This window comes from Bradyrhizobium sp. URHC0002, assembly GCF_054059515.1.
On sequence record NZ_JBSSCF010000001.1, the window covers coordinates 7,609,898 to 7,630,444 of the forward strand.

The following is a 20,547-nucleotide window of genomic DNA, read 5'->3' on the forward strand; positions in this document are numbered from 1 at the left end:
CATGGCCAATCTTCGACCATGGCAGCGATTTCCACCGTCGATCCTTCCACCCGGTCCCGAACGCCGGAAGACCAGGCCGATCCCTCCTTCGCGACCACGCTGGCGCATGGGCTGGACGTGCTGGCCGCGTTCCGCAACCGCAGCAGCTCGCTGTCGAACGCTGAACTCGCGCTGCATACCGGCCTGTCGCGGCCGACGGTGTCGCGGCTGACCTACACGCTGGCGCAACTCGGCTATCTCAAGCGCGACGCCAAGGGACGCTTTCAACTCGGGCTCGGTATTCTCGCCGCCGCCTATCCGGTGCTGTCGGCGCTAAAAGTCCGGCAACTCGCGCGACCCCTGATGCGGGATTTCGCCGCCTACACCGGTGGCACGGTTTCCATCGCCATGCCGTTCGGGCTCGACTTCATCTATGTCGAAACGCTGCGCACCACCGACGCCGTGACGCATTTGCCGGATGTCGGCTTTGCGAGTTCATTGGCGCCTACCGCCGTCGGCCGCGCGCTGCTGTCGCTCTTCACCACAGAAGAACTCGACGCCTATGTGGCAAACGTGAAGGCCGAGCGCCCGGAAGAAGCCGACTATGTGCAAGCGCGCACGCTGCCGGATGTCGAGCTTTGCAGGGAGCGCGGCTTTGCGATTTCGCTCGGCGAGTGGCGGCGCGAGATTTTTGGCGTCGCCGCGCCGCTTTACCGCACGGCCTCGGGCGACTGCCTTTCGGTCAATTGCGGCATTCCCTCGTTTCGTTTCAACGCCGAACAGATCGAGCGCGAATGCGGGCCGCGCATGCTGGGCCTGGCGCGCAGCATCCGCTCGCTGGCGGCCCACGACTGAATACCCCCGCTAGAGGGGCAAGCGCATCGCTCGACCGGTGCGCAAAATATGGGGAAGGAAGAATGAGCCGGATCAAAACCGCGCTGGGCCTCGCCATGGGTTTTGCCTTGAGCGCGGCCATGCTGCTCGCCAATGCCGCGCAAGCGCAGAGCAATTACCCTAACCGCCCGATCCGCATCATCGTGCCCTATCCCGCCGGCGGCATCGTCGACATCGTCGCGCGCGCCGTGACCGAACAGGTTGGCCGCGACTGGAAACAGACCGTCATCATCGAAGCGCGACCGGGCGGCAACAGCAATATCGGCACATCAGCGGTGGCGCGCAGCGAACCCGATGGCTACACGTGGCTGGTCACCGGCCCGGCCGCGCTGGTCAACCCGACGCTCTACAAGGACGCCGGCTGGGACGCGCTGAAGGATCTCAAATGCGTCGGCCTCGCGGTCTGGAATCAAAGCGTGGCGCTGGTTCACCCTTCGATGCCGGCCAGCACCATCAAGGAATTCGTCGAGATCGCGCGCAAGAAGCCGGGCGAACTCAATTTCGGCAATCCCGGCACGGGCTCCTCCATCGACCTGAGCGCGCAAAAACTGTTTCAGGCCGCGAACATCAAGCTCACCAACGTCGGTTATAAAGGCCAGCCGCAGGCGCTGATCGACCTGATGACGAACCTGATGCATCTCGAGATCGTGTCGCTCGAGCTGGCATTGCCGCACATCAAGGCCGGCAGCGTGAAGCCCCTGGCCGTCATGACCGACAAGCGTGTCGCCGACCTGCCTGACGTGCCGACGATTGCAGAGGCGGGATTTCCGGAAGCCACCTACGTGCCCTGGTACGGCATCTACGTTCAGGCGGGTACGCCGGACGCCATCGTCGAGAAGATCAACGACGGCATCAACAAGGCGCTGCAGAACCCGGAAGTGCAGCGCCAGCTCGCCGTCGCCAATATTCCGGGCAAGCCGATGCCGCTCACGGATCTCGCCGCGCTGATGAAGGCGGATCACGAGAAGCTGACGAAGGTGATTGCGACTTCGGGCATGGCGCTGCAGTAAGAAAGGGAACGCCAACCTCACCGCGTCATTGCGAGGAGCGAAGCGACGAAGCAATCCACACTTCCTTCGTTGATCGATGGATTGCTTCCGCCTTCGCCGAGGCTACGGCGGACAAGTCGCTGCGTCGCAATGACGGCGGAGGAAGCTATCGCCCGCCCCTACTTCTTCACCTTGCTGGCATCCATCTTGATCGACGTATCCAGCATCTTGACCGAAAACGCGGTGTCCACATCGAACGGCTTTTCCATGCCGAGATAGGTCTGCACCAGCTCGTAGTCCTTTTTCATTCGTTCGGCGTCGATCCAGCCCAGCGCCTTGGTCGTGGTGAATTCGTCCGTCATGAGGAATTTGATGCGCTCCCACTGACGCTGCTGGTTTTCCTTGTCGAGGCCGGAGGCCTGGTCCAGTAGCGCCTTGAGGCACGGCGCGACGTCTGCGACGCAAGCGGCATAGGCCTTCTGGCTGATCTTGACGAACTCCTCGACCAGTTTCGGATTCTTCGCCAGATAAGCGCCGTTGACGATCAGCGAATTGCCGTAGGGGTTCAGCCCGATATCCTTCCAGTTGACGTAACCGAGATCGGCGCCGAACTCGATCACCTTCAGATCGTGTTCATTGTAGAAATCGCTGATGATATCGACGGTGTGGCTCTTCAGCGCCGCGATCTTGGCGGTCGGGCCGACATTGACGAAGGTCACAGAGTCAGGCGCGATGCCGGCGGCCTTGGCAAAGGCCGGCCACATCACCCGCGACGCATCGCCCGGCGGATTGCCGATCTTGTGGGTCGGAAAGTCCTTTGGCCCGTTCACGCCATAGCTCTTCAGCCAGTAGAAGGTCTGCCCGGTATTGGCATAGATGCTCATCAGCGCCACGACATCGGCGCCCTTGCTCTTGGCCACCAGCATGGTGGCGAGATCGGCGATGCCGAACGGCGAGCCGCCGGAGCCGACCTTCAGCGAGGAGACGCCGGATCCCTTGCCGACCTCGATCGTCAGGTCGATGCCGGCCTTCTCGTACCAACCCTGCGCCTTGGCGTAATAGAATGGCGAATGATCCGCCGTCGGCGTCCAGTTCAGGATCAGGTTGACGGCCTCGGCCGCCCCGCAGGGCGCCGCCGGTAGGGCCAGCGCAAGCGCCAATCCCGCAATTCGCAACCCCTTCATGGCAACCTCCTCATTTGCAGCCGATCTTGTCGCCGCACGCCGGTGACGCTACCAATGCAACAAGGGACCACACGACTTGTCAACTATTTGGTTGGAAATGCCCAAAAAACGTTCTGATGATACCAAGCCGCAGCGGCGCGATCCGGTCGCAACCCGGAAGAAACTCCTGACGGCGGCGCGGCGCGAGTTCGCCAGCAGCGGCCTCGCCGGAGCCCGGGTCGACGAGATCGCGGCGCGCGCGGGCGTCAACAAGCAGCTCGTCTATCATTACTTCGGCGACAAGGACGCGCTGTATCTGGCGGTGCTGGAATGGGTCTACGAGGAGATCCGGGCCCAGGAGCGCAAGCTCAACCTCGAGGGTTTGCCGCCCGAGCAGGCGATCAAGAAGCTGATCGAAAGTTCCTTCGACCACCTCGCCGCGCACCCCGATTTCATCGTGCTGCTGAACGACGAAAACCGCGGCGGCGCGGCGCATGTGCGCGGCTCGCGCAAGCTGGAGGCGATGCATTCGCCGCTGGTCAGCCTGGTTTCGACCATTCTCGGCGAGGGCGTCAAGGCCGGCATATTCCGTAAAGGCATCAACCCGGTACACCTTTATATCTCGATTGCCGGGCTCAGCTATTTCTACTTTTCAAATACGCCGACGCTGTCGGCGATCTTCGGCAAGGACTTGTCCACCCGTGCCGCGCGGCAGGCCCGCCGCAAGCACGTGGTCGATCTGGTGATGCATTCGCTCCGGCCCTAATCAACCAGATGGTTGATTGTTGGATTGAGCCGCGATAGATTGCCGCCACGCGACCGGGAACCGGGTGCGATACCCAAGGGAGTATGCGGTGTTGAGCGGCGACGGCGGATCGGCACGGTCTTTCGCGATCATCCTGATCGTGCATCTGGCCGTTATCGTGCTGTGGCAGGTTCTCGTCGACGCCTTCCAGGTGCCGAAATTCATCCTGCCCTCGCCGCTGGCGACGATCGCGACGCTAGGCACGCCCGGCTATGCGTGGCTTTCCAATCTCGCAGTGACCGCCGCCGAAATTCTAGGCGGGTTCTGCCTTGGCGCGCTGGTCGGCATCATGCTGGCCGTGATGTTTACCTGGTCGCCGCTGATCAGCCTGTTGCTGCTGCCGCTGTTCGTGACGCTGAACATGATTCCGAAAGTCGCCCTCGGCCCCTTGTTCATCGTCTGGTTCTCCTACGGCATCTTCCCGAACATCCTGATCGCGTTTTCCATCTGTTTCTTTCCGATCCTGCTCACGACGGCACGCGGACTGAGCGAGGTCGAGCCGGATTTGCTGGATCTCGTGAAATCGCTGCGCGGCTCGCGCTGGACGCTGTTCCGGAAAATCCAGTTGCCGGGCGCGCTGCCTTACGTGTTTTCCGGAATGAAGGTCGGCGCGATCCTGGCGGTGGCCGGCGCCATTGTCGGCGAATTCATCGCCTCCGAGCGGGGGCTCGGCTATCTCATGATCCAGGTGCAGTCTTCGCTCGATACCCCGGCGATGGTGATGGCCGTCGTGCTCCTGACATTGCTGGGCGTGGCGCTGTACGGGCTCGTGCTCGGCCTGGAGCGGATGTTCGTCGTCCGTGACATCCGGCTGCAGTAACAAGGAAAGAAACATGCTGCTGACCCGTGACACCCTGCCCGCAACGATTGCCGATATTGCAGCCCTAGACGACCTGCTGTGCCGCCCGAGCCAGGCGCTGATCGACGATCTCCGCAAGGTCGACGGCGACATCATGATTTTGGGCGTCGCCGGCAAGATGGGGCCGACGCTGGCGGGCCTTGCCAAAGCCGCCGTGCCCGGGCGCCGCGTGATCGGCGTCGCCCGATTCAGCGATCCCACTGTGAAGGACTGGCTGCAGGGGCGCGGCGTCGAGACCATCAATTGCGACCTGCTCGACGAAGCCGCCATCAAGGCGCTGCCGAAGGCTCCAAATATCGTGTTCATGGCCGGACGCAAGTTCGGCGCCGAGGGCGACCTGTCACTGACCTGGGCGATGAATTCGCATGTCCCCGCCCTCGTCGCACAGGCGTTTTCCTCTTCACGCATCGTCGCGTTCTCGACCGGCTGCGTCTATCCGTTCGTGCCCGTTAGCGGCAAGGGCTCGGACGAGAACATGGCGCCCAATCCACCTGGCGAATACGCGCAATCCTGCGTCGGGCGCGAGCGCATGTTCGAATATTTCTCGAAGAAGTATTCAACGCCCGGCCGGTTATTCCGGCTCAACTACGCGATCGATATGCGCTACGGCGTGCTGCACGATATCGCGAGCAAGGTGTTGCAGGGCAAGCCGATCGACGTCAGCCTCGGCCATGTCAATTTCATCTGGCAGGGTGACGCGTCCGCGCAGGCGCTGCGGTGTCTGGCGCATTGCGAAACGCCGACCTCGCCGATCAATGTCAGCGGTCATGAAATTCTGGCGGTGCGCGATCTCGCCGCAAAGTTCGGCCAGCGTTTTGGCCGCGCGCCCGTGATTACCGGCAAGGAAGAGCCGACGGCGTGGCTCACCGACACATCGCAGGCGGTGAAACTGTTCGGCCTGCCGATCGTCGATACCGAGCAACTCATCATTTGGACCGCCGACTGGGTATCACGATCGATGCCGAGCCTCGGCAAGCCCACCAAATACGAGGTGCGCGATGGCCGCTATTGAGCCGATCGATATCGTCGAGCTCGGCGTTGGCGACGCGCAGGCCGGGCTGGCGCTGTCGACCGAAGCGGGCTGGAACCAGAACGAGGCCGACTGGCGATTTTTCCTCACCCAGGGAATCGTGTTCGGCCTGCGCGACACAGACCGGTTGGTCGCAACCGCGGCACTGCTGCCCTACTCCGCGGGCAACGCCTGGATCAGCATGGTGCTGGTGACGCCAAGCTGGCGCCGCCGCGGCATCGCCACCCGGCTCATCGATGCCTGTCTCGCTGCGGCGACACAGCGCGGCCTCACCACCTGGCTGGACGCGACGCCGGCCGGCGCTTCCGTCTATGGACCGCTCGGCTTCACCCCGACGCTGCAATTAAGGCGACTGCGGCTGCAGAAGCCGATGGATACCAAAGCAACGCGGCCGTTATCGGCCGGTGAACTCGAGGCCCTGATCGCGCGCGATACCGGCGCCATCGGATTCGGCCGCAGCTCATTGCTGTCCGAGTTCGGCAATCGTCCGGATTCTCGCATCGTATCCGGTGCTGACGCGATCGCGCTGGTTCGGAACGGCCGCACCGCGCGGCACGTCGGCCCCCTGCTCGCCGATCGCGCCGATCAGGCACTAGCCTTGGTCGACGCCATCACGCGCTCGGAGGGTGGACCCTGGCTGATCGACGCCGTTCACTCGCAGGATGAATTTCTGGACGGGCTCATCCGCTCCGGCTGGAACATCGAGCGGCCGTTTCAACGTATGCGCTTCGGCGCCGCGGCCGCCGCGCCCGCGCAACTGCCGTTCGCCGTCGCCGGACCGGAATTTGGATAGGAACAGCGTTCATGCATCATAGCGAGATCAAAGCCGAAATTCGCAAGCGGATCGCCGACGGCACGGTACTCCCGGCGCATCCGCTGGCGCTCGACGCCAGCCGTAAGCTCGATGTCAGGCATCAGCGGGCGCTGACGCGCTATTATCTCGATGCCGGCGCCGGAGGGCTGGCCGTCGGTGTGCACACCACGCAATTCGCGATCCGCGATGTTGGCCTGTATCGCCCGGTGCTGGAGTTGGCGGCGGAGACCGCGGCTTCATGGACCAGGCGGCCGGTCGCGATGGTCGCGGGGCTCGCCGGGTCGACCCAACAAGCCGTTGCGGAAGCGCAAACTGCACGCGGCATCGGCTACCACGCCGGCCTGCTCAGCCTTGCCGCGATGAAATCGGCATCCGAGGACGAGATCATCGCGCATTGCGAGGCGGTGGCGCGGGAAATCCCGCTGGTCGGCTTCTACCTGCAGCCGGCCGTCGGCGGCGTCATCCTCAGCGCCGATTTCTGGCGCCGCTTTGCTTCCATCGACAACGTCGTTGCCATCAAGATCGCGCCGTTCAACCGCTACCGGACGCTGGACGTTCTGCGCGGGGTGGCGGCGGCCGGTGCGCTCGATCGCGTCGCGCTCTATACCGGCAATGACGATCACATCCTGCTCGACCTCACGCTCCCCTTCGACTTGCGCGACAAGGGCGTCACCACCCGCGCCTACTTCAAGGGCGGCCTGCTCGGCCACTGGTCGGTCTGGACCGCGAGCGCCATCAAGCAGTTCGAGATGTGCAAGGCGGCGCGCGGCAAGGACAGCGTGCCGGCCGATCTGCTGGCGCTCGACACCCGCGTCACCGACTGCAACAGCGCGTTCTTCGATGTCGCGAACAATTTTCACGGCTGCATCGCCGGTTGCCACGAAATCCTGCGGCGGCAGGGATTGATGCAGGGACTCTGGTGTCTCGATCCTGCCGAGGGGCTCAGCCCCGGGCAGATGCAACAGATCGACCGCGTCTGCCGCGAACATGCCGACCTCTCCGACGACGCCTTCGTGAAAGCCAATTTGCAGAAATGGCTGGCATGAGCGCCGACGAGCCCTTCATCAGCCTGCAGAACGTCCGCAAGGTCTATCGCTCCAAGGGCGCGGAATTCCTCGCCGTCTCCGACGTCACCATGGATGTCAGGGAAGGCGAATTGGTTTCGCTGGTCGGCCCCTCCGGCTGCGGCAAGACCACGGTGCTGAAGATACTGGCCGGGCTTCATGACGCCGACGGCGGCACCATCAAAATCGGCAATTCCAAAACGCCGTTCGACCCCGCGCGCGATATCGGCATGGTGTTCCAGCAGGCCTTGCTTTTGAAATGGCGAACCATTTTGGACAACGTGCTGCTGCCGGCCGAGATCGTCGGCCTGCCGATGAAGGCCGCGCGATCCCGCGCCCGCGATCTGCTTAATCTGGTCGGGCTGGCCGGTTACGAAGACAAGTATCCGCAGCAATTGTCCGGCGGCATGCAGCAGCGCACGGCGATTGCGCGCGCCTTTATCCACGATCCAAAACTGATCCTGATGGACGAGCCGTTCGGCGCACTCGACGCGCTGACCCGCGAGCAGATGAACCTCGAAATGCTACGGATCTGGCGCGAAAGCGGCAAGACCATCCTGTTCGTGACCCACTCTATTCAGGAAGCCGTGTTCCTCGCCTCACATTGCGCCGTGCTGACCGCCGGCCCGGCGCGGATGGCGGAGTATTTCCCGATCGAGCTGCCGTTTCCGCGGGACTTGCCGATCAAGACCACGGACGAATTCGGTGCCTATGCGCGGCGGATTTACGCGAGCCTGGGATTGAGCCCGAGCGCCTGAGCCCACTATTCAAACGCCACGGGCCCGGTATCGCGATAGGCCCAGCAACTTTCCTTCGGCAGCGAAACCTGGGTCTCGATACCCACCTGATGCCGGGCCGCGGTGCCGAGTTCGACCACCTCCAGCCGCCGGCCGAACAGTTCGATGCCGTAGGCCGTCTGCGTGCCCTGATAGCGGCGGTCGAGCACGCGAGCGGGAAAGATGTTGGCGCCGTTATGCTGGCCGATAGTGATATTTTCCGGTCGCAGCGCGATGCGCACCTTTTCGTCCGGGCCGAGCGGGTGCAGCAAGGCCACCTCGCCCCGTCGCCCCTCGCCGAAATCGACCAGGCCGAAATCGCCGTTGCGCGACACCAGCGTGCCGGCGAGCTCGTTGGTCGCGCCGGTGAAGTTGGCGACAAACAGATCCGCTGGACGGTTATAGATCGCATCCGGTGTATCCATCTGCAGCAATTTGCCGTCCCGCATGACGCCGATGCGGTCGCCCAGCACCACCGCTTCGGCCTGGTCATGGGTGACATACAGCGCGGTCATCCCGGTCTGCTTGAGAATGACGCGAAGGTCGTCGCGCAGCCGCAGGCGCAGCTTGGCATCGAGGTTCGACAAAGGCTCGTCGAGCAGCAGCAATTGTGGCCGGTAGACGATGCTGCGCGCCAGCGCCACGCGCTGCATCTGGCCGCCGGACAACGCGACCACCGGCCGTTCGGAATATTCCGACAGGCCGACCAGTTCGAGCGCCTCGTCGACCTTAAGGCGGGCGTCGCTGCGCGAAAGCTTTCGGTGCTTGAGTGGATAGACCACGTTCTGCCGCACCGTCATGTGCGGCCACACCGCATAGGACTGAAACACCATGCCAAGCTCGCGCAGGCGCGGCGGCACCAGGATCCCGCGCTCGGGCGACGACACGACCCTGCCGGCAATGCTGATTTCGCCCGACGTCGGATGCTCCAGCCCCGCGACGCAACGCAGCGTCGTGGTCTTGCCGCAGCCAGAGGGGCCGAGCAGAACCACGATCTCGCCGGCCGGCACGGCAAAACTGACGCCATCGATCGCCGGCCGGCCGATCGAAAACTGCTTGCGCAGGTCGGTGACTTCGAGCGTCGCGGTCATGGGCGCAATGATTTCCTTGATGCGACGATCATTGCCCGTAGCCGTAGGTCTTGTTCCACTCGGCAACCCAGGCCGTGTGCAACTTCACATACTCGTCGAACTTGGGGAACCAGACCTTGACCACCTTGGGATCGAAACCTTCCGGATAGGCCGGCGGCACCTTCAGTGACGTGAGATTACCGAGTTCCTTGATCATGAAGGCCTGCCCCTCTTTCGACAGGCACCAGTTCAGAAACAGTTTTGCAGCATTCGGATGCGCGGCGGTCTTTGGAATGCCCGTCGCATAGGGATTGACCGGCGCACCTTCCGGCGGAAAGAAGATCTGGATCGGTGCGCCGTCCTTCTGCTTCGGATAGATCGCGTTATAGAGCAAAGGCCCGATGGCGATTTCGCCGCGCACCAGCGAATCCGACATCGGCGCGCCCGATGGATAGAGGACCGGACGGGTCGCCGCCTGCTTGGTCCAATAGTCCTCGCCGAGCACTTGCCGTTCGAACATGACCCGGGTCCATGTGGTGCCGCCCGACGGCGCGATCACCTGCCCGGTCAATTTGTTGTATTCGGGCTTGGTGAGGTCCATCCAGGTTTTGGGCGGGTTCTTCACCAGCTCGGTGTTGTAGGCGATCGACCACACCAGTGTGGCGCGCGGCCAGAGCTGGGGCGCGATCTGCGCTTCGGGATTGTAGTCGGCGGCATTCGGCGGCGCATAATCCTGGAACATGTCGGCCATCGGCTGCATCAGCGCGCGGTCCGAGTGATCGACCACGTCGGCGATCAGTTTGCCGGCGGCAGCCTCGGTCTTCACGCGCGTGATCAATTGGCCGCCGGGCGCGCGCACCATCTCGACCTTGATTTCGGGGAAGCGCTTGTTGAAGGCCTTGATGACCTGCTGTTCCACTTCGGCGAAATTCGCGGTGTAGAAGACGAGTTTGCCCTCGGCCTTCGCGGCGGCAATCAATTCGGGCGATCCGAACTCCTGCGCCTGTGCCGCCGCGCCCCATGTCAGCGCAAGACCCGCGATGCCGGCGATTGCGGCAATGTTGGTGAAGATCCTTCCGATCATAGCCAATCCTCCCGTTCGTCTTGTTATCCGGTTCGCGCGACACTGCCCTGCGCCGCACCGCGCGACAGCCAATTGGCGCCGCCGATGAGAACGCCGAGCAGAACGGTTTGCACCAGGCTGAAGGCGGCGGTCTTTCCGAGGTTTCCGCCTTCGTAATAGTCGAGCAACAGCACCGACATCACCATGGTGTTGCTGGTGTAGAGGAACAGCGACGAACCGAGTTCGCGGATCGCTAGCACGAACAGCAGCGTCATCGAGGCGAGCACGCCCGGCCGCGCCAGCGGCAGCACGATCGTTCGGATGGTGCCGAGCACGCCTTTGCCGCAGACCCAGGCCGCTTCCTCGAGCTCGCGATGAATTTGCAGGAACGAGGTCGACAACGACTTGACCGTATCCGGCATGAAGCGCGCAATGAACGCCAGCGCCAGGATCCAGATCGTGCCGTAGAGACCGCCGGGAATGCCGATCCATGCCCAAAGATAGGCGACACCGACCACGAGGCCGGGGATCGCGATTGGCAAGGTCGAGATCACGTCGATCCAGCGTCGGCCCGTCACCTGGGTGCGGTGAATGGTGTAGCCGATGGCGAAGGCGAGCGCGCCGCCGACCACGGCGGTGGTGATGCCGACCTCGACCGAGTTATAGATCGAGCGCATGGTCAGCGGATTGTCGAAGATGCTGTGAAAATGCATCAGGGAATACTGTCTGGCGTCGAACAGACTGCTGACGTCGCGGATGAACATGAATTTTCGAAATGCCGCGACGATAAGCGCCAGCGACGGCAGCACCACCACGACCAGGAGATAGACGATCCCGAGCCCGAAGGTGAACCAACGCCAGCGACCGAGATCAAGGCTGCGCGGACGGAACGCCTTGCCGGCGACGGTCGTGTAGCTGCGGCCGCTCAGCACCTTCTGCTGCAGGAAGACGAGAAGGCCGGTGACGACCATCAGGAGGATCGCAACCGCGGCAGCTGTATTGTAAAGCGGCGGCGACCAGTTCGTGAGCCTGAAAATGTAGGTAGTCAACACCGCAAGGTTGGTGGGGGCGCCCAGCACCGCCGGAATGCCGTAGATGCCGAGCATGACGATGAACGACAGCAGCATGCCCGAGACGATCGCCGGCATGATCAGCGGGAACGTCACCGTGAACAGTGTCGCAAACGCGCTGGCGCCGGAAATCTCGGCGGCCTCCTCCAGGCTCGGATCCATGTTGCGCAGGGCCGACGAGGTGAACATGTAGACATACGGCGCGTAGTAGATGCCGAACACGAACACCAGTCCCCACATCGAATAGAAATCGACGCGCCATTCCAGCCCGATCCATTTGAGCATGGTGTTGATCAGGCCGGTCTTTGGAGATCCGAGGATGGCCCACGCGACGCCCGCGACCAGCGGCGGCGCAAACAGCGGCAGAATGCTGGCTGCCGCGATGAATCCCTTGAATGGCGTGTTGGTGCGAACGACAATCCAGGAGAACAACAATCCGACCACAACCGCGATCAGGGTGCCGCCGCCGCAGGCGATCAGCGTATTCGCCAGCGCCTCGGCGACATTCGGGTTCGCCAGCACGGTGAGGAAGTTCGTGACCGAGAGTTGACTGAGCGAGATGCCCTCGACCACCGGATTGGTGTCGGTGAGCGCACCTAGCAGCAGCATCAGGATCGGATAGATGACCAGAAAGCCGAGGATCGCCAGCAGGAGCGTGACCCACAAGCCAGCCCACGCGGGCTGCCCCTCGCTGGCGCTACGCATGACCTCGCTGCGCCGGCTCGTCTGTCCGTTCAACGCGCTTCCCCTCGCCGGTGACCGTCTTTTTATGGAATTGCGGTCGCGATGCGCGGGAAGCCTAGTCGATTGCACAGCGTGCGGAAAGCTATCCGAAAGTCGGCGCGCGGATATGGCGCGGAGAGCGCGTCTTTCCGATGCGCCGCTGTTCCTTCGCATACGCATCATGCAGCGGTGTGCCTGTGGCTTGTACCTGACCCGTAGTACACGCCGCAGTGGGCGCGACCGCCCCCCGGCGTGGAGAGCCCGACCTAATGTCACTGGATACAACCGCAAAGCCGCCCGGCCCCGCGCCCATCGACGGCTTGCCTCCGGAACTACGGCGCTGGGCGGTCGCGGCGATCTTTACCGCGCTGGCGCTGGCCTCGCTGGATACGGCGATCGCGAACATCGCGCTGCCCGCCATTGCCGCCGACCTCCATGTCAGCCCGGCCGACGTGGTCTGGGTGGTCAACATCTATCAGATCGCGCTGGTTGCGACGCTGCTGCCGCTCGGCGCGCTCGGCGAAATCGTCGGCCATCAGCGAATCTATCTCGGCGGCCTGCTGCTGTTCACGCTGGCCTCGCTCGGTTGCGCCTTCGCATGGTCGCTACCCAGCCTGACGGCCGCGCGGGCATTGCAGGGATTGGGCGCCAGCGGCATCATGAGCGTGAACGCAGCGCTGGTCCGCTTCGTCTACCCGACCCATATGCTCGGCCGCGGCTTCGGCCACAACGCGCTGGTGGTCGGAACGGCGTTCACGGTCGGCCCGACGATTGCCTCCGCGATCCTTGCGATCGGAACATGGCCGTGGCTGTTCGCGATCAATATCCCGTTCGGCGTGATCGCGATCTGGATCGGCCTGAAGACCTTGCCGAAGACGCCGCGCGCCAAGCACGCGTTCGATTTTGCAAGCGCGGCGCTGACCGCAAGCTGCCTCGGGCTCTTCATTGTCGGCATCGGCGGCGCGGCGCATCAGGCGCCTCCCGCCCTGGTCGGACTGGCGCTTGGCGCGGCATTGCTGCTCGGCTGGATGATGACGCGCAGAGATGCGGACCATCCGGCACCGATGCTGCCGATCGATCTGTTCCGGCGGCCGATGTTCGCGCTGTCCGCCGCCACGTCGGTGTGCTCATTCGCGGTGCAGGGACTGGCCTTCGTCTCGCTGCCCTTCTACTTCGAGGACGTGTTGCACCGGTCCCAGGTGGAGACCGGCTTCTTCATGACGCCCTGGCCGCTGGTGGTGGCGATCATGGCGCCGATCGGAGGCCGGCTGTCCGACCGCTATCCCGTCGGCATCCTCGGCGGCCTCGGCCTGGTGCTGCTCGGCATCGGTATGGCGCTGCTGGCAACGCTGCCACCGGACCCCGGCACTGCCAACATCGTCTGGCGCATGGTGATTTGCGGGATCGGCTTCGGTTTCTTTCAAACGCCGAATTTACGGGCACTGATGTCGAGCGCGCCGCCGCACCGCAGTGGAAGCGCGAGCGGCATCGTCGCGACCGCACGCCTGACCGGACAAACCCTCGGCGCCGCGCTTGCGGCCCTGTGCTTTGGCCTCGCCGGGCACGATGGCGCGACGGTAGCGCTGATGCTCGGCGCCGGATTTGCCGCGTTCGGAAGCCTGATGAGTTTCCTGCGCCTGACGGTGGGCGCGGAGCCGACATGACAGCCATGCGAGGGCACATGCCCACGCAACACCGGCCGGTCAACTTTCATCCTTCATGCAAACGCATTTTCTTGATTTGAACTATTCCAAGTTGCAGGCCATCTTCCCGCGCGCAGCTCACTCGGTGGATTGAGCGAACAGGGGATACGCGATGGCAAATCTCACAATCAACGGCAAATCAATCAGCGTGGACGTCGAAGACGACACGCCACTTCTTTGGGCAATCCGGGAGAACGTTGGACTGACCGGAACCAAATACGGATGCGGCATTGCACAATGCGGCGCCTGCACCGTGCATGTCGACGGGGTCGCGATGCGCTCCTGCGGGGTCACGGTCAGCGAAGCGGCCGGCAAGCAGATCACCACGATCGAGGGCCTCGCCAGCAATGGCGCACTGCACAAGGTGCAGCAGGCCTGGGTGGCCAACGACGTGCCGCAATGCGGCTATTGCCAGAGCGGCATGATCATGGCGGTTGCGGCCCTTCTCAAGGAGAAGCCGAAGCCGACCGACCAGGACATCAACGAGGCCATCACCAATATCTGCCGATGCGGGACCTTCCAGCAGGTCCGCGAGGCAATCCACGCCGCAGCGAACGCCTGAGGGGGACGCCATGAACAAGCACGTCATGCCCAAGCTCACCCGCCGCGGCTTCGTGATCGGCACGGCTGCCGCCGGCGCCGGCCTCGCCATCGGCCTCGATATTCCCTTCGGCGGACCGACCGTCGTCCGCGCCGCCGACGGCTCGCCCGAAGTCAATGTCTGGGTGGTGATCCGCCCCGACGACACCACCGTGATACGCATCGCCCGATCGGAAATGGGTCAGGGCACCCTCACCGGCCTCGCCCAGCTCGTCGCCGAAGAGCTGGAATGCGACTGGTCGAAGGTCGTCACCGAGTATCCGACACCGGGTCAAAGTGTTGCACGCAAGCGCGCCTGGGGCGATTTCTCGACCGGCGGCAGCCGCGGCATTCGCACCAGCCAGGAATATGTCCGCAAGGGCGGCGCCACCGCGCGGGTGATGCTGATCCAGGCGGCCGCCAATGAGTGGAAGGTGCCGGCCTCCGAATGCACGGCTTCCAACAGCGTCATCACCCACACGCCGTCGGGCAAGACCACGACCTACGGCAAGGTGGTTGAAGCCGCGGCGAAGCTCGAGCCGCCGGCCGAGGTGAAGCTGAAAGATCCCAAGGACTGGAAGGTCATTGGCAAGGGTGTCAAGCGGCTCGATACGCTCGACAAGACCACCGGCGCGATGATCTACGGCGCCGACGTCAAGCTACCGGGCATGCTCAACGCCGCGATCAAGGATTGTCCGGTCTTCGGCGGCAAGCTGAAGAGCTACGACGAAACCAAAGTCATGGCCATGAAGGGCGTCAAGAAGGTCGTGCGCGTCAACGACAGCACCGTCGCCGTCGTCGCCGATACCTGGTGGCACGCCAAGACCGCGCTCGATGCGCTGCCGATCGTCTGGGACGAAGGCGAGAACGCAAAAGTCTCCAGCGAGTCGATCGCCAAATGGCTGGCCGAAGGCCTCGACAATGCGCAGCCGGCTTACATCGGCAACCAGAACGGCGATGCCAAGGCCGCGATTGCCTCTGCCGTCAAGAAAGTCGAAGCGGTCTACAACTATCCCTACCAGAACCATGCGCCGATGGAGCCGATGAACGCCACGGCGCTCTACACGGCGGACAAATGCGAGGTCTGGTGCGGTACGCAGAACGGCGAAGCGGCGTTCGCCGCCACCATGGAAACGTCGGGACTGCCGGCCGAAAAATGCGAGGTGCACAAGCTTATCCTCGGCGGTGGCTTCGGCCGGCGCGGCATGACGGATTATGTCCGCCAAGCGGTGGCGATCGCCAAGCAGATGCCGGGAACGCCGGTGAAACTGCTGTGGTCGCGCGAAGAGGACATGGCGCAAGGCAAATTCCATCCGGTCACGCAATGCAAGATGACCGGGGCCTTCGATGCCGACAACAATCTGACGGGACTGCATATGCGGTTGTCGGGCCAGTCGATCCTGTTCTCGGTGCGACCGGCGGCGCTGGAAAACGGCAAGGATCCAGCCGCGTTCCAGGGCGTGAGCCCTTCCGGCGACGCGGCAATCGGCTACTCCGTGCCGAACCTGCTGGTCGAGCATTCGATGCGCAACCCTCACGTCCCGCCCGGCTTCTGGCGCGGCGTCAACGTGAACCACAACGCGATCTATATGGAATGCTTCATGGATGAGCTGGCGCAGTCGGTCGGCCAGGATCCGGTGGAATTCCGCCGCAAGCTGATGAGCAAGCATCCGAAGCATCTCGCCGTGCTCAATGCCGTGGCCGAGAAGATCGGCTGGGGCAAGCCTGCGCCGCAAGGCGTCTATCGCGGGATTGCGCAGGTGATGGGCTACGGCAGCTATGTCGCGGGTGCCGCGGAAATCTCCGTCACCGACGGCAGCAAGATCAAGGTGCATCGCATCGTCGCCTCCACCGATCCCGGCTATGTCGTCAATCCGGCGCAGGTCGAGCGGCAGATCGCGGGCTCCTTTGTCTATGGCCTGTCCGCCCTGTTCTATGGCGGCTGCACGGTGAAGGACGGCAAGATCGAGCAGACCAACTTCGACACCTACAACTCGATGCGGATTGCCGAGATGCCGAAGGTGGAATGCGTCATGGTGCCGAGCGGTGGCTTCTGGGGCGGCGTCGGCGAGCCGACCATCGGCGTCGCCGCGCCCGCGGTGCTCAATGCCTACTTCGCCGCCACCGGAAAACGCATCCGTTCGGTGCCGCTGAAGGACCAGAACATCACCTTTGCCTGACAATAGCGGGCGGCGGCCTCACCCCGGGGCCGCCGCGCCCTTCTCGGGAGATCAGCTAAATGAAAGCGCGGTGTGTCGCCGTCGCGGTTGCGACGGTCATGGCGTCGAGCCTGCCGGTGCTCGCGGCTTCCGAGCCCCCGCCCGGCGCGGCATCCTGCTCCGGCTGCCACACCTCCGGGGCGGCGGCAGCCTCCTCCGTGTCGCGGCTGTACGGCCGCAACGCCGATGAGATCATGACCGCGATGACCGGATTTCGCGACGGCTCGCTTCCCGCCACGGTCATGAACCGCATCGCCAAGGGCTTCTCCGACGACGAGCTGCGCGCGATTGCGGCGTGGCTCGCGGCACAGAAGTAAAGGGGCGCCTTCATGGGTACCAGCCTTCGCATGAGCCGCCGGGAATTCGTGGGCGCCGGCGCGGCCACCGTAACGGCGCTGGCGTTTCCTCTGCCCGCACGTGCGCAAGCGGCGGCACGTGTCGTCGTGATCGGCGGCGGCTTCGGCGGCGCGAGTTGCGCGCGTGCGCTGAAAGCGATCGATCCGAAATTGCAGGTCACGCTGGTTGAGCCAAACAAGACCTTCACCGCCTGCCCGTTCAGCAACAACGTCATTGCCGGCCTGCGCGCGATCGAGGCGCAACAATTCGGCTATGACAAGATCGCCGCTGGCGGCGTGACCGTGGTGGCGCAGGCGGCAACGGCGATCGATGCAGCGGCGCGGACCGTCGGCCTCGCCGATGGCACGTCGCTATCCTACGACCGGCTGGTGCTGTCGCCCGGCGTCGAGCTGCGTTTCGACGCGCTGCAGGGCTATGACGAAGCCGCGGCGGCGAAGATGCCGCATGCCTGGAAAGCCGGCGAGCAGACGCTGCTGCTGCGCAAGCAACTTGAGGCCATGGACGATGGCGGCCTGGTGGTGATCGCAGTGCCCGCCAATCCATTCCGCTGCCCGCCTGGACCTTACGAACGCGCCTGTCTCATCGCGCATTATCTGAAAGCCAAAAAGCCGCGCTCGAAGCTGCTCATCCTCGACGCCAAGGACACCTTCTCCAAGCAGCGCCTGTTTCAGAACGCGTGGAAGGAGCTTTATCCGGGAATGATCGAATGGGTGTCGCTGTCGCAGGGCGGCAAGGTGAACGCTGTCGACGCTGCCACCAACACGCTGGTCACCGATTTCGGCAACCACGCCGCGCAGGTGGCCAACGTCATTCCGCCGCAACGCGCCGGCCGCATCGCCACCATCGCGGGCGCGACCGACAACACCGGCTGGTGCGCGATCGATCCGGTCACGTTCGAGTCCAAATCGGCGCCGAACATCCATGTCATCGGCGACGCCTGTCTCGCCGGCGCCATGCCCAAATCCGCGTTCTCGGCCAATGCGCAGGCCAAGGTTTGCGCGGCCGCGATTGCCACGCTGCTATCCGGCGGAACACCCGCCACGCCGAAGCTGATCAACACCTGCTACAGTCTGGCGGCGCCGGACTATGGCATCTCGGTCGCCGGCGTCTACCAGCCGAAGAACGGCGTGCTGGCCGACGTCGAAGGCGCCGGCGGCGTCAGTCCGGCGGATGCGCCACGCGATTTCCGCGTGCGCGAGGCCGACTATGCGCAATCCTGGTTTTCGACCGTCACGGCGGAAGTCTTTGGCTAGACGCACATATCGAATGTCGGGTCCGATCCTTGCCGGCGCGCTCCTCGCCCTGCCCGGCGGCAGCGCCGCGCAGGAACTTCGCAGCTATGCCGTCATCGGCGATGCCATCTCGCAATCGCTAACAGGCACGGCCGGCGACGCGACGCGCGGCCGCGCCCTCGTCGTCGAACGTTCCAGCACTTGTATCCTCTGCCACAGCGGCCCATTTCCCGAACAGAAATTCCAGGGCGATCTGGCCCCCAGCCTTGCCGGTTCCGGCAGCCGCTGGTCCGAGGGCCAGCTTCGGCTGCGGCTGGTGGATGCGTCCCGCCTCAATGCGGCGACCATCATGCCGTCCTATTATCGCGTCGGCGGCCTTGATCGCGTCGGGACGGCCTGGCGCGGCAAGCCGATCCTGTCGGCCGAACAGATCGAGGATATCGTGGCGTATCTTGTAAGCTTGCGCGAATAGGAAGGCACGATGCAGCAACCGCCAAATTCGTCACGCCGCCAGTTCCTCGGCCTCGCCGGTGGCGTAGCCGTGTTCGGCGCAATTCCCGTCGTTATCGTCCGTCCCGCGGAAGCGACGCCCGCGATGCTGGCCTCCGCAATCCAGAGCGTCACCGGGGGTGCGGCGGTGCGCACCGGCAAGGTCAAGCTCGATATCCCGCCGCTGGTCGAGAACGGCAATACCGTGCCGATGACGGTCAGCGTCAACCACCCGATGGCCCCGGAGGATCACGTCCGGAGCATCCACGTCTTCAACGAAAAGAATCCGCAAGCAAACATCGCCAATTTCCATCTCGGCCCGCATAGCGGCCGCGCGCAGGTTTCGACCCGCATCCGGCTTGCTGACAGCCAGAAGATCGTCGCGATCGCAAAACTTTCGGACGGGTCGTTCTGGTCGGTTAGCGTCGATGTCGTGGTGACGCTGGCCGCCTGTACCGAGGACGTGATCTGATGGCCTCGGCACTGATCAACGTTCCAGCGAAAGCCAAGCGCGGCGACATTATCGAGATCAAGACGCTGATGTCGCACATCATGGAAACCGGCTATCGCCATATGGCGTCAGGCGAAGTCGTGCCGCGCGACATCATCACGAGCTTTACGTGCCGCTTCAACGGGTCAGAGATTTTCCGCGCCGACCTGTTTCCGGCAATCGCCGCGAACCCCTTCATTACCTTCTTCACCACCGCGACCGAGAGCGGCAAGTTCGAGTTCGAATGGATTGGCGACCAGGGGTTTTCTGAAACCGCTTCCGCCTCGATTACGGTCGAATGAGATTTGCCGGCGCCATAGCCGCTGCGCTGCTGATCGCGGGCTCGGCTTTCGCCGCCGAAATCCCGCAAGCCGACCGCCGCTCCGGCTACGACTTCATGAAGCCGGACACCAGGGCGATGCAGGACGAGGATACCGCCAATCCCGGTATGCTCTGGGTGCTCGACGGTGAAGGCCTATGGAAACGCAAGCTGGGTGCCGCCAACAAGGCCTGCGCCGATTGCCACGACGATGCCCGCACCAGCATGAAAGGCGTGGCCGCCCGTTACCCTGCTTTCGACAAGGCAAGCGGCCGTCCCGTCGATCTGGAGCAGCGCGTCAATTCGTGCCGCACCAACCACCAGCAGGCGACGCCGCTGCCTTTCGAGAGCCGCGAACTGCTGGCGCTCACGGCCTTTGTCGCGCGGCAGTCGCACGGCGCACGAATCGAAACCGGCAGCGACCCGCAACTGGCGCCGTTCACCGAAAAGGGGCGCGAACTCTACATGCAGCGGCAGGGGCAACTCAATCTCGGCTGCGCCAACTGCCATGACGACAACTGGGACAAGCGGCTGGCGGGATCGGCGATCACGCAAGGACACCCGACGGGTTACCCGCTCTATCGGCTGGAATGGCAGTCGCTGGGATCGCTGCAGCGGCGCCTGCGCGCCTGCATCACGGGCATCCGCGCGCAGGCCTATGATTACGGCGCGCCGGAACTGGTCGAACTGGAGTTGTACCTGATGTCGCGGGCGCGGGGCATGCCGATGGAAGCGCCGGCGGTGCGGCCCTAGTAATAGCTCGGTCTATCCCCTCATCCTGAGGAGCTTGCGTAGCAAGCGTCTCGAAGGATGAAGCCCCAGTGCAGCCTCATGGTTCGAGACGCGCTTCGCGCTCCTCA

Annotated in this window: 21 protein-coding genes; 17 read left to right on the plus strand and 4 right to left on the minus strand. The window is 63.9% G+C overall.

Annotated elements, in window-relative coordinates:
• Positions 1-18 precede the first annotated feature (18 nt).
• Together ACVWVY_RS36790 and ACVWVY_RS36795 are read left to right on the plus strand one after the other, a co-directional pair.
• Positions 19-834 carry an IclR family transcriptional regulator gene (locus ACVWVY_RS36790; RefSeq protein WP_456630991.1) on the plus strand — a complete coding sequence of 272 codons (816 nt, stop codon included), beginning with the start codon at positions 19-21 and terminating at the stop codon, positions 832-834.
• A 62-nt stretch (positions 835-896) separates the two neighbouring features.
• A complete protein-coding gene (locus ACVWVY_RS36795; protein ID WP_456630992.1) occupies positions 897-1,883 on the plus strand; it encodes a Bug family tripartite tricarboxylate transporter substrate binding protein in 987 nt (328 codons plus the stop codon).
• Positions 1,884-2,041: 158 nt separating this feature from the next.
• On the opposite strand, the gene ACVWVY_RS36800 is transcribed toward ACVWVY_RS36795, so the two are convergent.
• The gene (locus ACVWVY_RS36800) at positions 2,042-3,046 is read right to left on the minus strand and encodes an ABC transporter substrate-binding protein (protein WP_456630993.1); all 1,005 of its coding nucleotides are present in this window, start codon (positions 3,044-3,046) and stop codon (positions 2,042-2,044) included.
• Between the two features lie 97 nt (positions 3,047-3,143).
• Here ACVWVY_RS36800 and ACVWVY_RS36805 point away from each other — a divergent pair, with 97 nt between their 5' ends.
• The 6 genes from ACVWVY_RS36805 to ACVWVY_RS36830 all read left to right on the plus strand — a co-directional run bounded on the left by ACVWVY_RS36805 (position 3,144) and on the right by ACVWVY_RS36830 (position 8,355).
• Entirely contained in the window at positions 3,144-3,791 is a 648-nt protein-coding gene (locus ACVWVY_RS36805; RefSeq protein WP_456630994.1) for a TetR family transcriptional regulator, read from the plus strand.
• Between the two features lie 91 nt (positions 3,792-3,882).
• On the plus strand, positions 3,883-4,650 hold the full coding sequence (locus ACVWVY_RS36810) for an ABC transporter permease (protein ID WP_456632403.1): 768 nt from the start codon (positions 3,883-3,885) through the stop codon (positions 4,648-4,650).
• Positions 4,651-4,663: 13 nt separating this feature from the next.
• On the plus strand, positions 4,664-5,701 hold the full coding sequence (locus ACVWVY_RS36815; protein WP_456630995.1) for an NAD-dependent epimerase/dehydratase family protein: 1,038 nt from the start codon (positions 4,664-4,666) through the stop codon (positions 5,699-5,701).
• On the plus strand, positions 5,688-6,512 hold the full coding sequence (locus tag ACVWVY_RS36820; RefSeq protein WP_456630996.1) for a GNAT family N-acetyltransferase: 825 nt from the start codon (positions 5,688-5,690) through the stop codon (positions 6,510-6,512). The genes ACVWVY_RS36815 and ACVWVY_RS36820 overlap by 14 nt, the downstream gene beginning before the upstream one ends.
• 11 nt (positions 6,513-6,523) lie before the next feature.
• On the plus strand, positions 6,524-7,579 hold the full coding sequence (locus ACVWVY_RS36825) for a dihydrodipicolinate synthase family protein (RefSeq protein ID WP_456630997.1): 1,056 nt from the start codon (positions 6,524-6,526) through the stop codon (positions 7,577-7,579).
• Complete coding sequence (locus tag ACVWVY_RS36830; RefSeq protein ID WP_456630998.1) at positions 7,567-8,355, plus strand: ABC transporter ATP-binding protein; 789 nt, start codon at positions 7,567-7,569, stop codon at positions 8,353-8,355. The genes ACVWVY_RS36825 and ACVWVY_RS36830 overlap by 13 nt, the downstream gene beginning before the upstream one ends.
• A 5-nt stretch (positions 8,356-8,360) precedes the next feature.
• On the opposite strand, the gene ACVWVY_RS36835 is transcribed toward ACVWVY_RS36830, so the two are convergent.
• The 3 genes from ACVWVY_RS36835 to ACVWVY_RS36845 are packed head-to-tail and all read right to left on the minus strand — an operon-like array spanning position 8,361 to position 12,314.
• Positions 8,361-9,464, minus strand: a complete 1,104-nt coding sequence (locus ACVWVY_RS36835; protein WP_456630999.1) for an ABC transporter ATP-binding protein — start codon at positions 9,462-9,464, stop codon at positions 8,361-8,363.
• A 28-nt stretch (positions 9,465-9,492) separates the two neighbouring features.
• Positions 9,493-10,527, minus strand: coding sequence for an ABC transporter substrate-binding protein (locus ACVWVY_RS36840; protein ID WP_456631000.1), 1,035 nt, complete (start codon positions 10,525-10,527; stop codon positions 9,493-9,495).
• A gap of 23 nt (positions 10,528-10,550) precedes the next feature.
• Entirely contained in the window at positions 10,551-12,314 is a 1,764-nt protein-coding gene (locus tag ACVWVY_RS36845; RefSeq protein WP_456631001.1) for an ABC transporter permease, read from the minus strand.
• A gap of 254 nt (positions 12,315-12,568) precedes the next feature.
• Here ACVWVY_RS36845 and ACVWVY_RS36850 point away from each other — a divergent pair, with 254 nt between their 5' ends.
• The 9 genes from ACVWVY_RS36850 (at position 12,569) to soxA (ending at position 20,440) form a co-directional block, all read left to right on the plus strand.
• Entirely contained in the window at positions 12,569-13,963 is a 1,395-nt protein-coding gene (locus tag ACVWVY_RS36850; RefSeq protein ID WP_456631002.1) for an MFS transporter, read from the plus strand.
• A gap of 151 nt (positions 13,964-14,114) precedes the next feature.
• Positions 14,115-14,564 (plus strand): (2Fe-2S)-binding protein, encoded by a 450-nt coding sequence (locus tag ACVWVY_RS36855; RefSeq protein ID WP_300942401.1) that lies wholly within the window; start codon positions 14,115-14,117, stop codon positions 14,562-14,564.
• Positions 14,565-14,574: 10 nt separating this feature from the next.
• Positions 14,575-16,761: a molybdopterin cofactor-binding domain-containing protein gene (locus ACVWVY_RS36860; RefSeq protein WP_456631003.1), complete on the plus strand. Its 2,187-nt coding sequence runs from the start codon at positions 14,575-14,577 to the stop codon at positions 16,759-16,761.
• Positions 16,762-16,820: 59 nt separating this feature from the next.
• Positions 16,821-17,117, plus strand: coding sequence for a c-type cytochrome (locus ACVWVY_RS36865; RefSeq protein WP_456631004.1), 297 nt, complete (start codon positions 16,821-16,823; stop codon positions 17,115-17,117).
• Between the two features lie 12 nt (positions 17,118-17,129).
• The gene (locus ACVWVY_RS36870) at positions 17,130-18,410 is read left to right on the plus strand and encodes an FCSD flavin-binding domain-containing protein (RefSeq protein WP_456631005.1); all 1,281 of its coding nucleotides are present in this window, start codon (positions 17,130-17,132) and stop codon (positions 18,408-18,410) included.
• A 13-nt stretch (positions 18,411-18,423) separates the two neighbouring features.
• Positions 18,424-18,861, plus strand: coding sequence for a sulfur oxidation c-type cytochrome SoxX (gene soxX, locus ACVWVY_RS36875; RefSeq protein ID WP_456631006.1), 438 nt, complete (start codon positions 18,424-18,426; stop codon positions 18,859-18,861).
• A 9-nt stretch (positions 18,862-18,870) separates the two neighbouring features.
• A complete protein-coding gene (locus ACVWVY_RS36880; protein WP_456631007.1) occupies positions 18,871-19,350 on the plus strand; it encodes a SoxY-related AACIE arm protein in 480 nt (159 codons plus the stop codon).
• Positions 19,350-19,670, plus strand: coding sequence for a thiosulfate oxidation carrier complex protein SoxZ (gene soxZ / locus ACVWVY_RS36885; protein WP_456631008.1), 321 nt, complete (start codon positions 19,350-19,352; stop codon positions 19,668-19,670). Before ACVWVY_RS36880 ends, soxZ begins: the two co-directional genes overlap by 1 nt.
• On the plus strand, positions 19,667-20,440 hold the full coding sequence (soxA, locus tag ACVWVY_RS36890; RefSeq protein ID WP_456631009.1) for a sulfur oxidation c-type cytochrome SoxA: 774 nt from the start codon (positions 19,667-19,669) through the stop codon (positions 20,438-20,440). Before soxZ ends, soxA begins: the two co-directional genes overlap by 4 nt.
• Positions 20,441-20,547 lie beyond the last annotated feature (107 nt).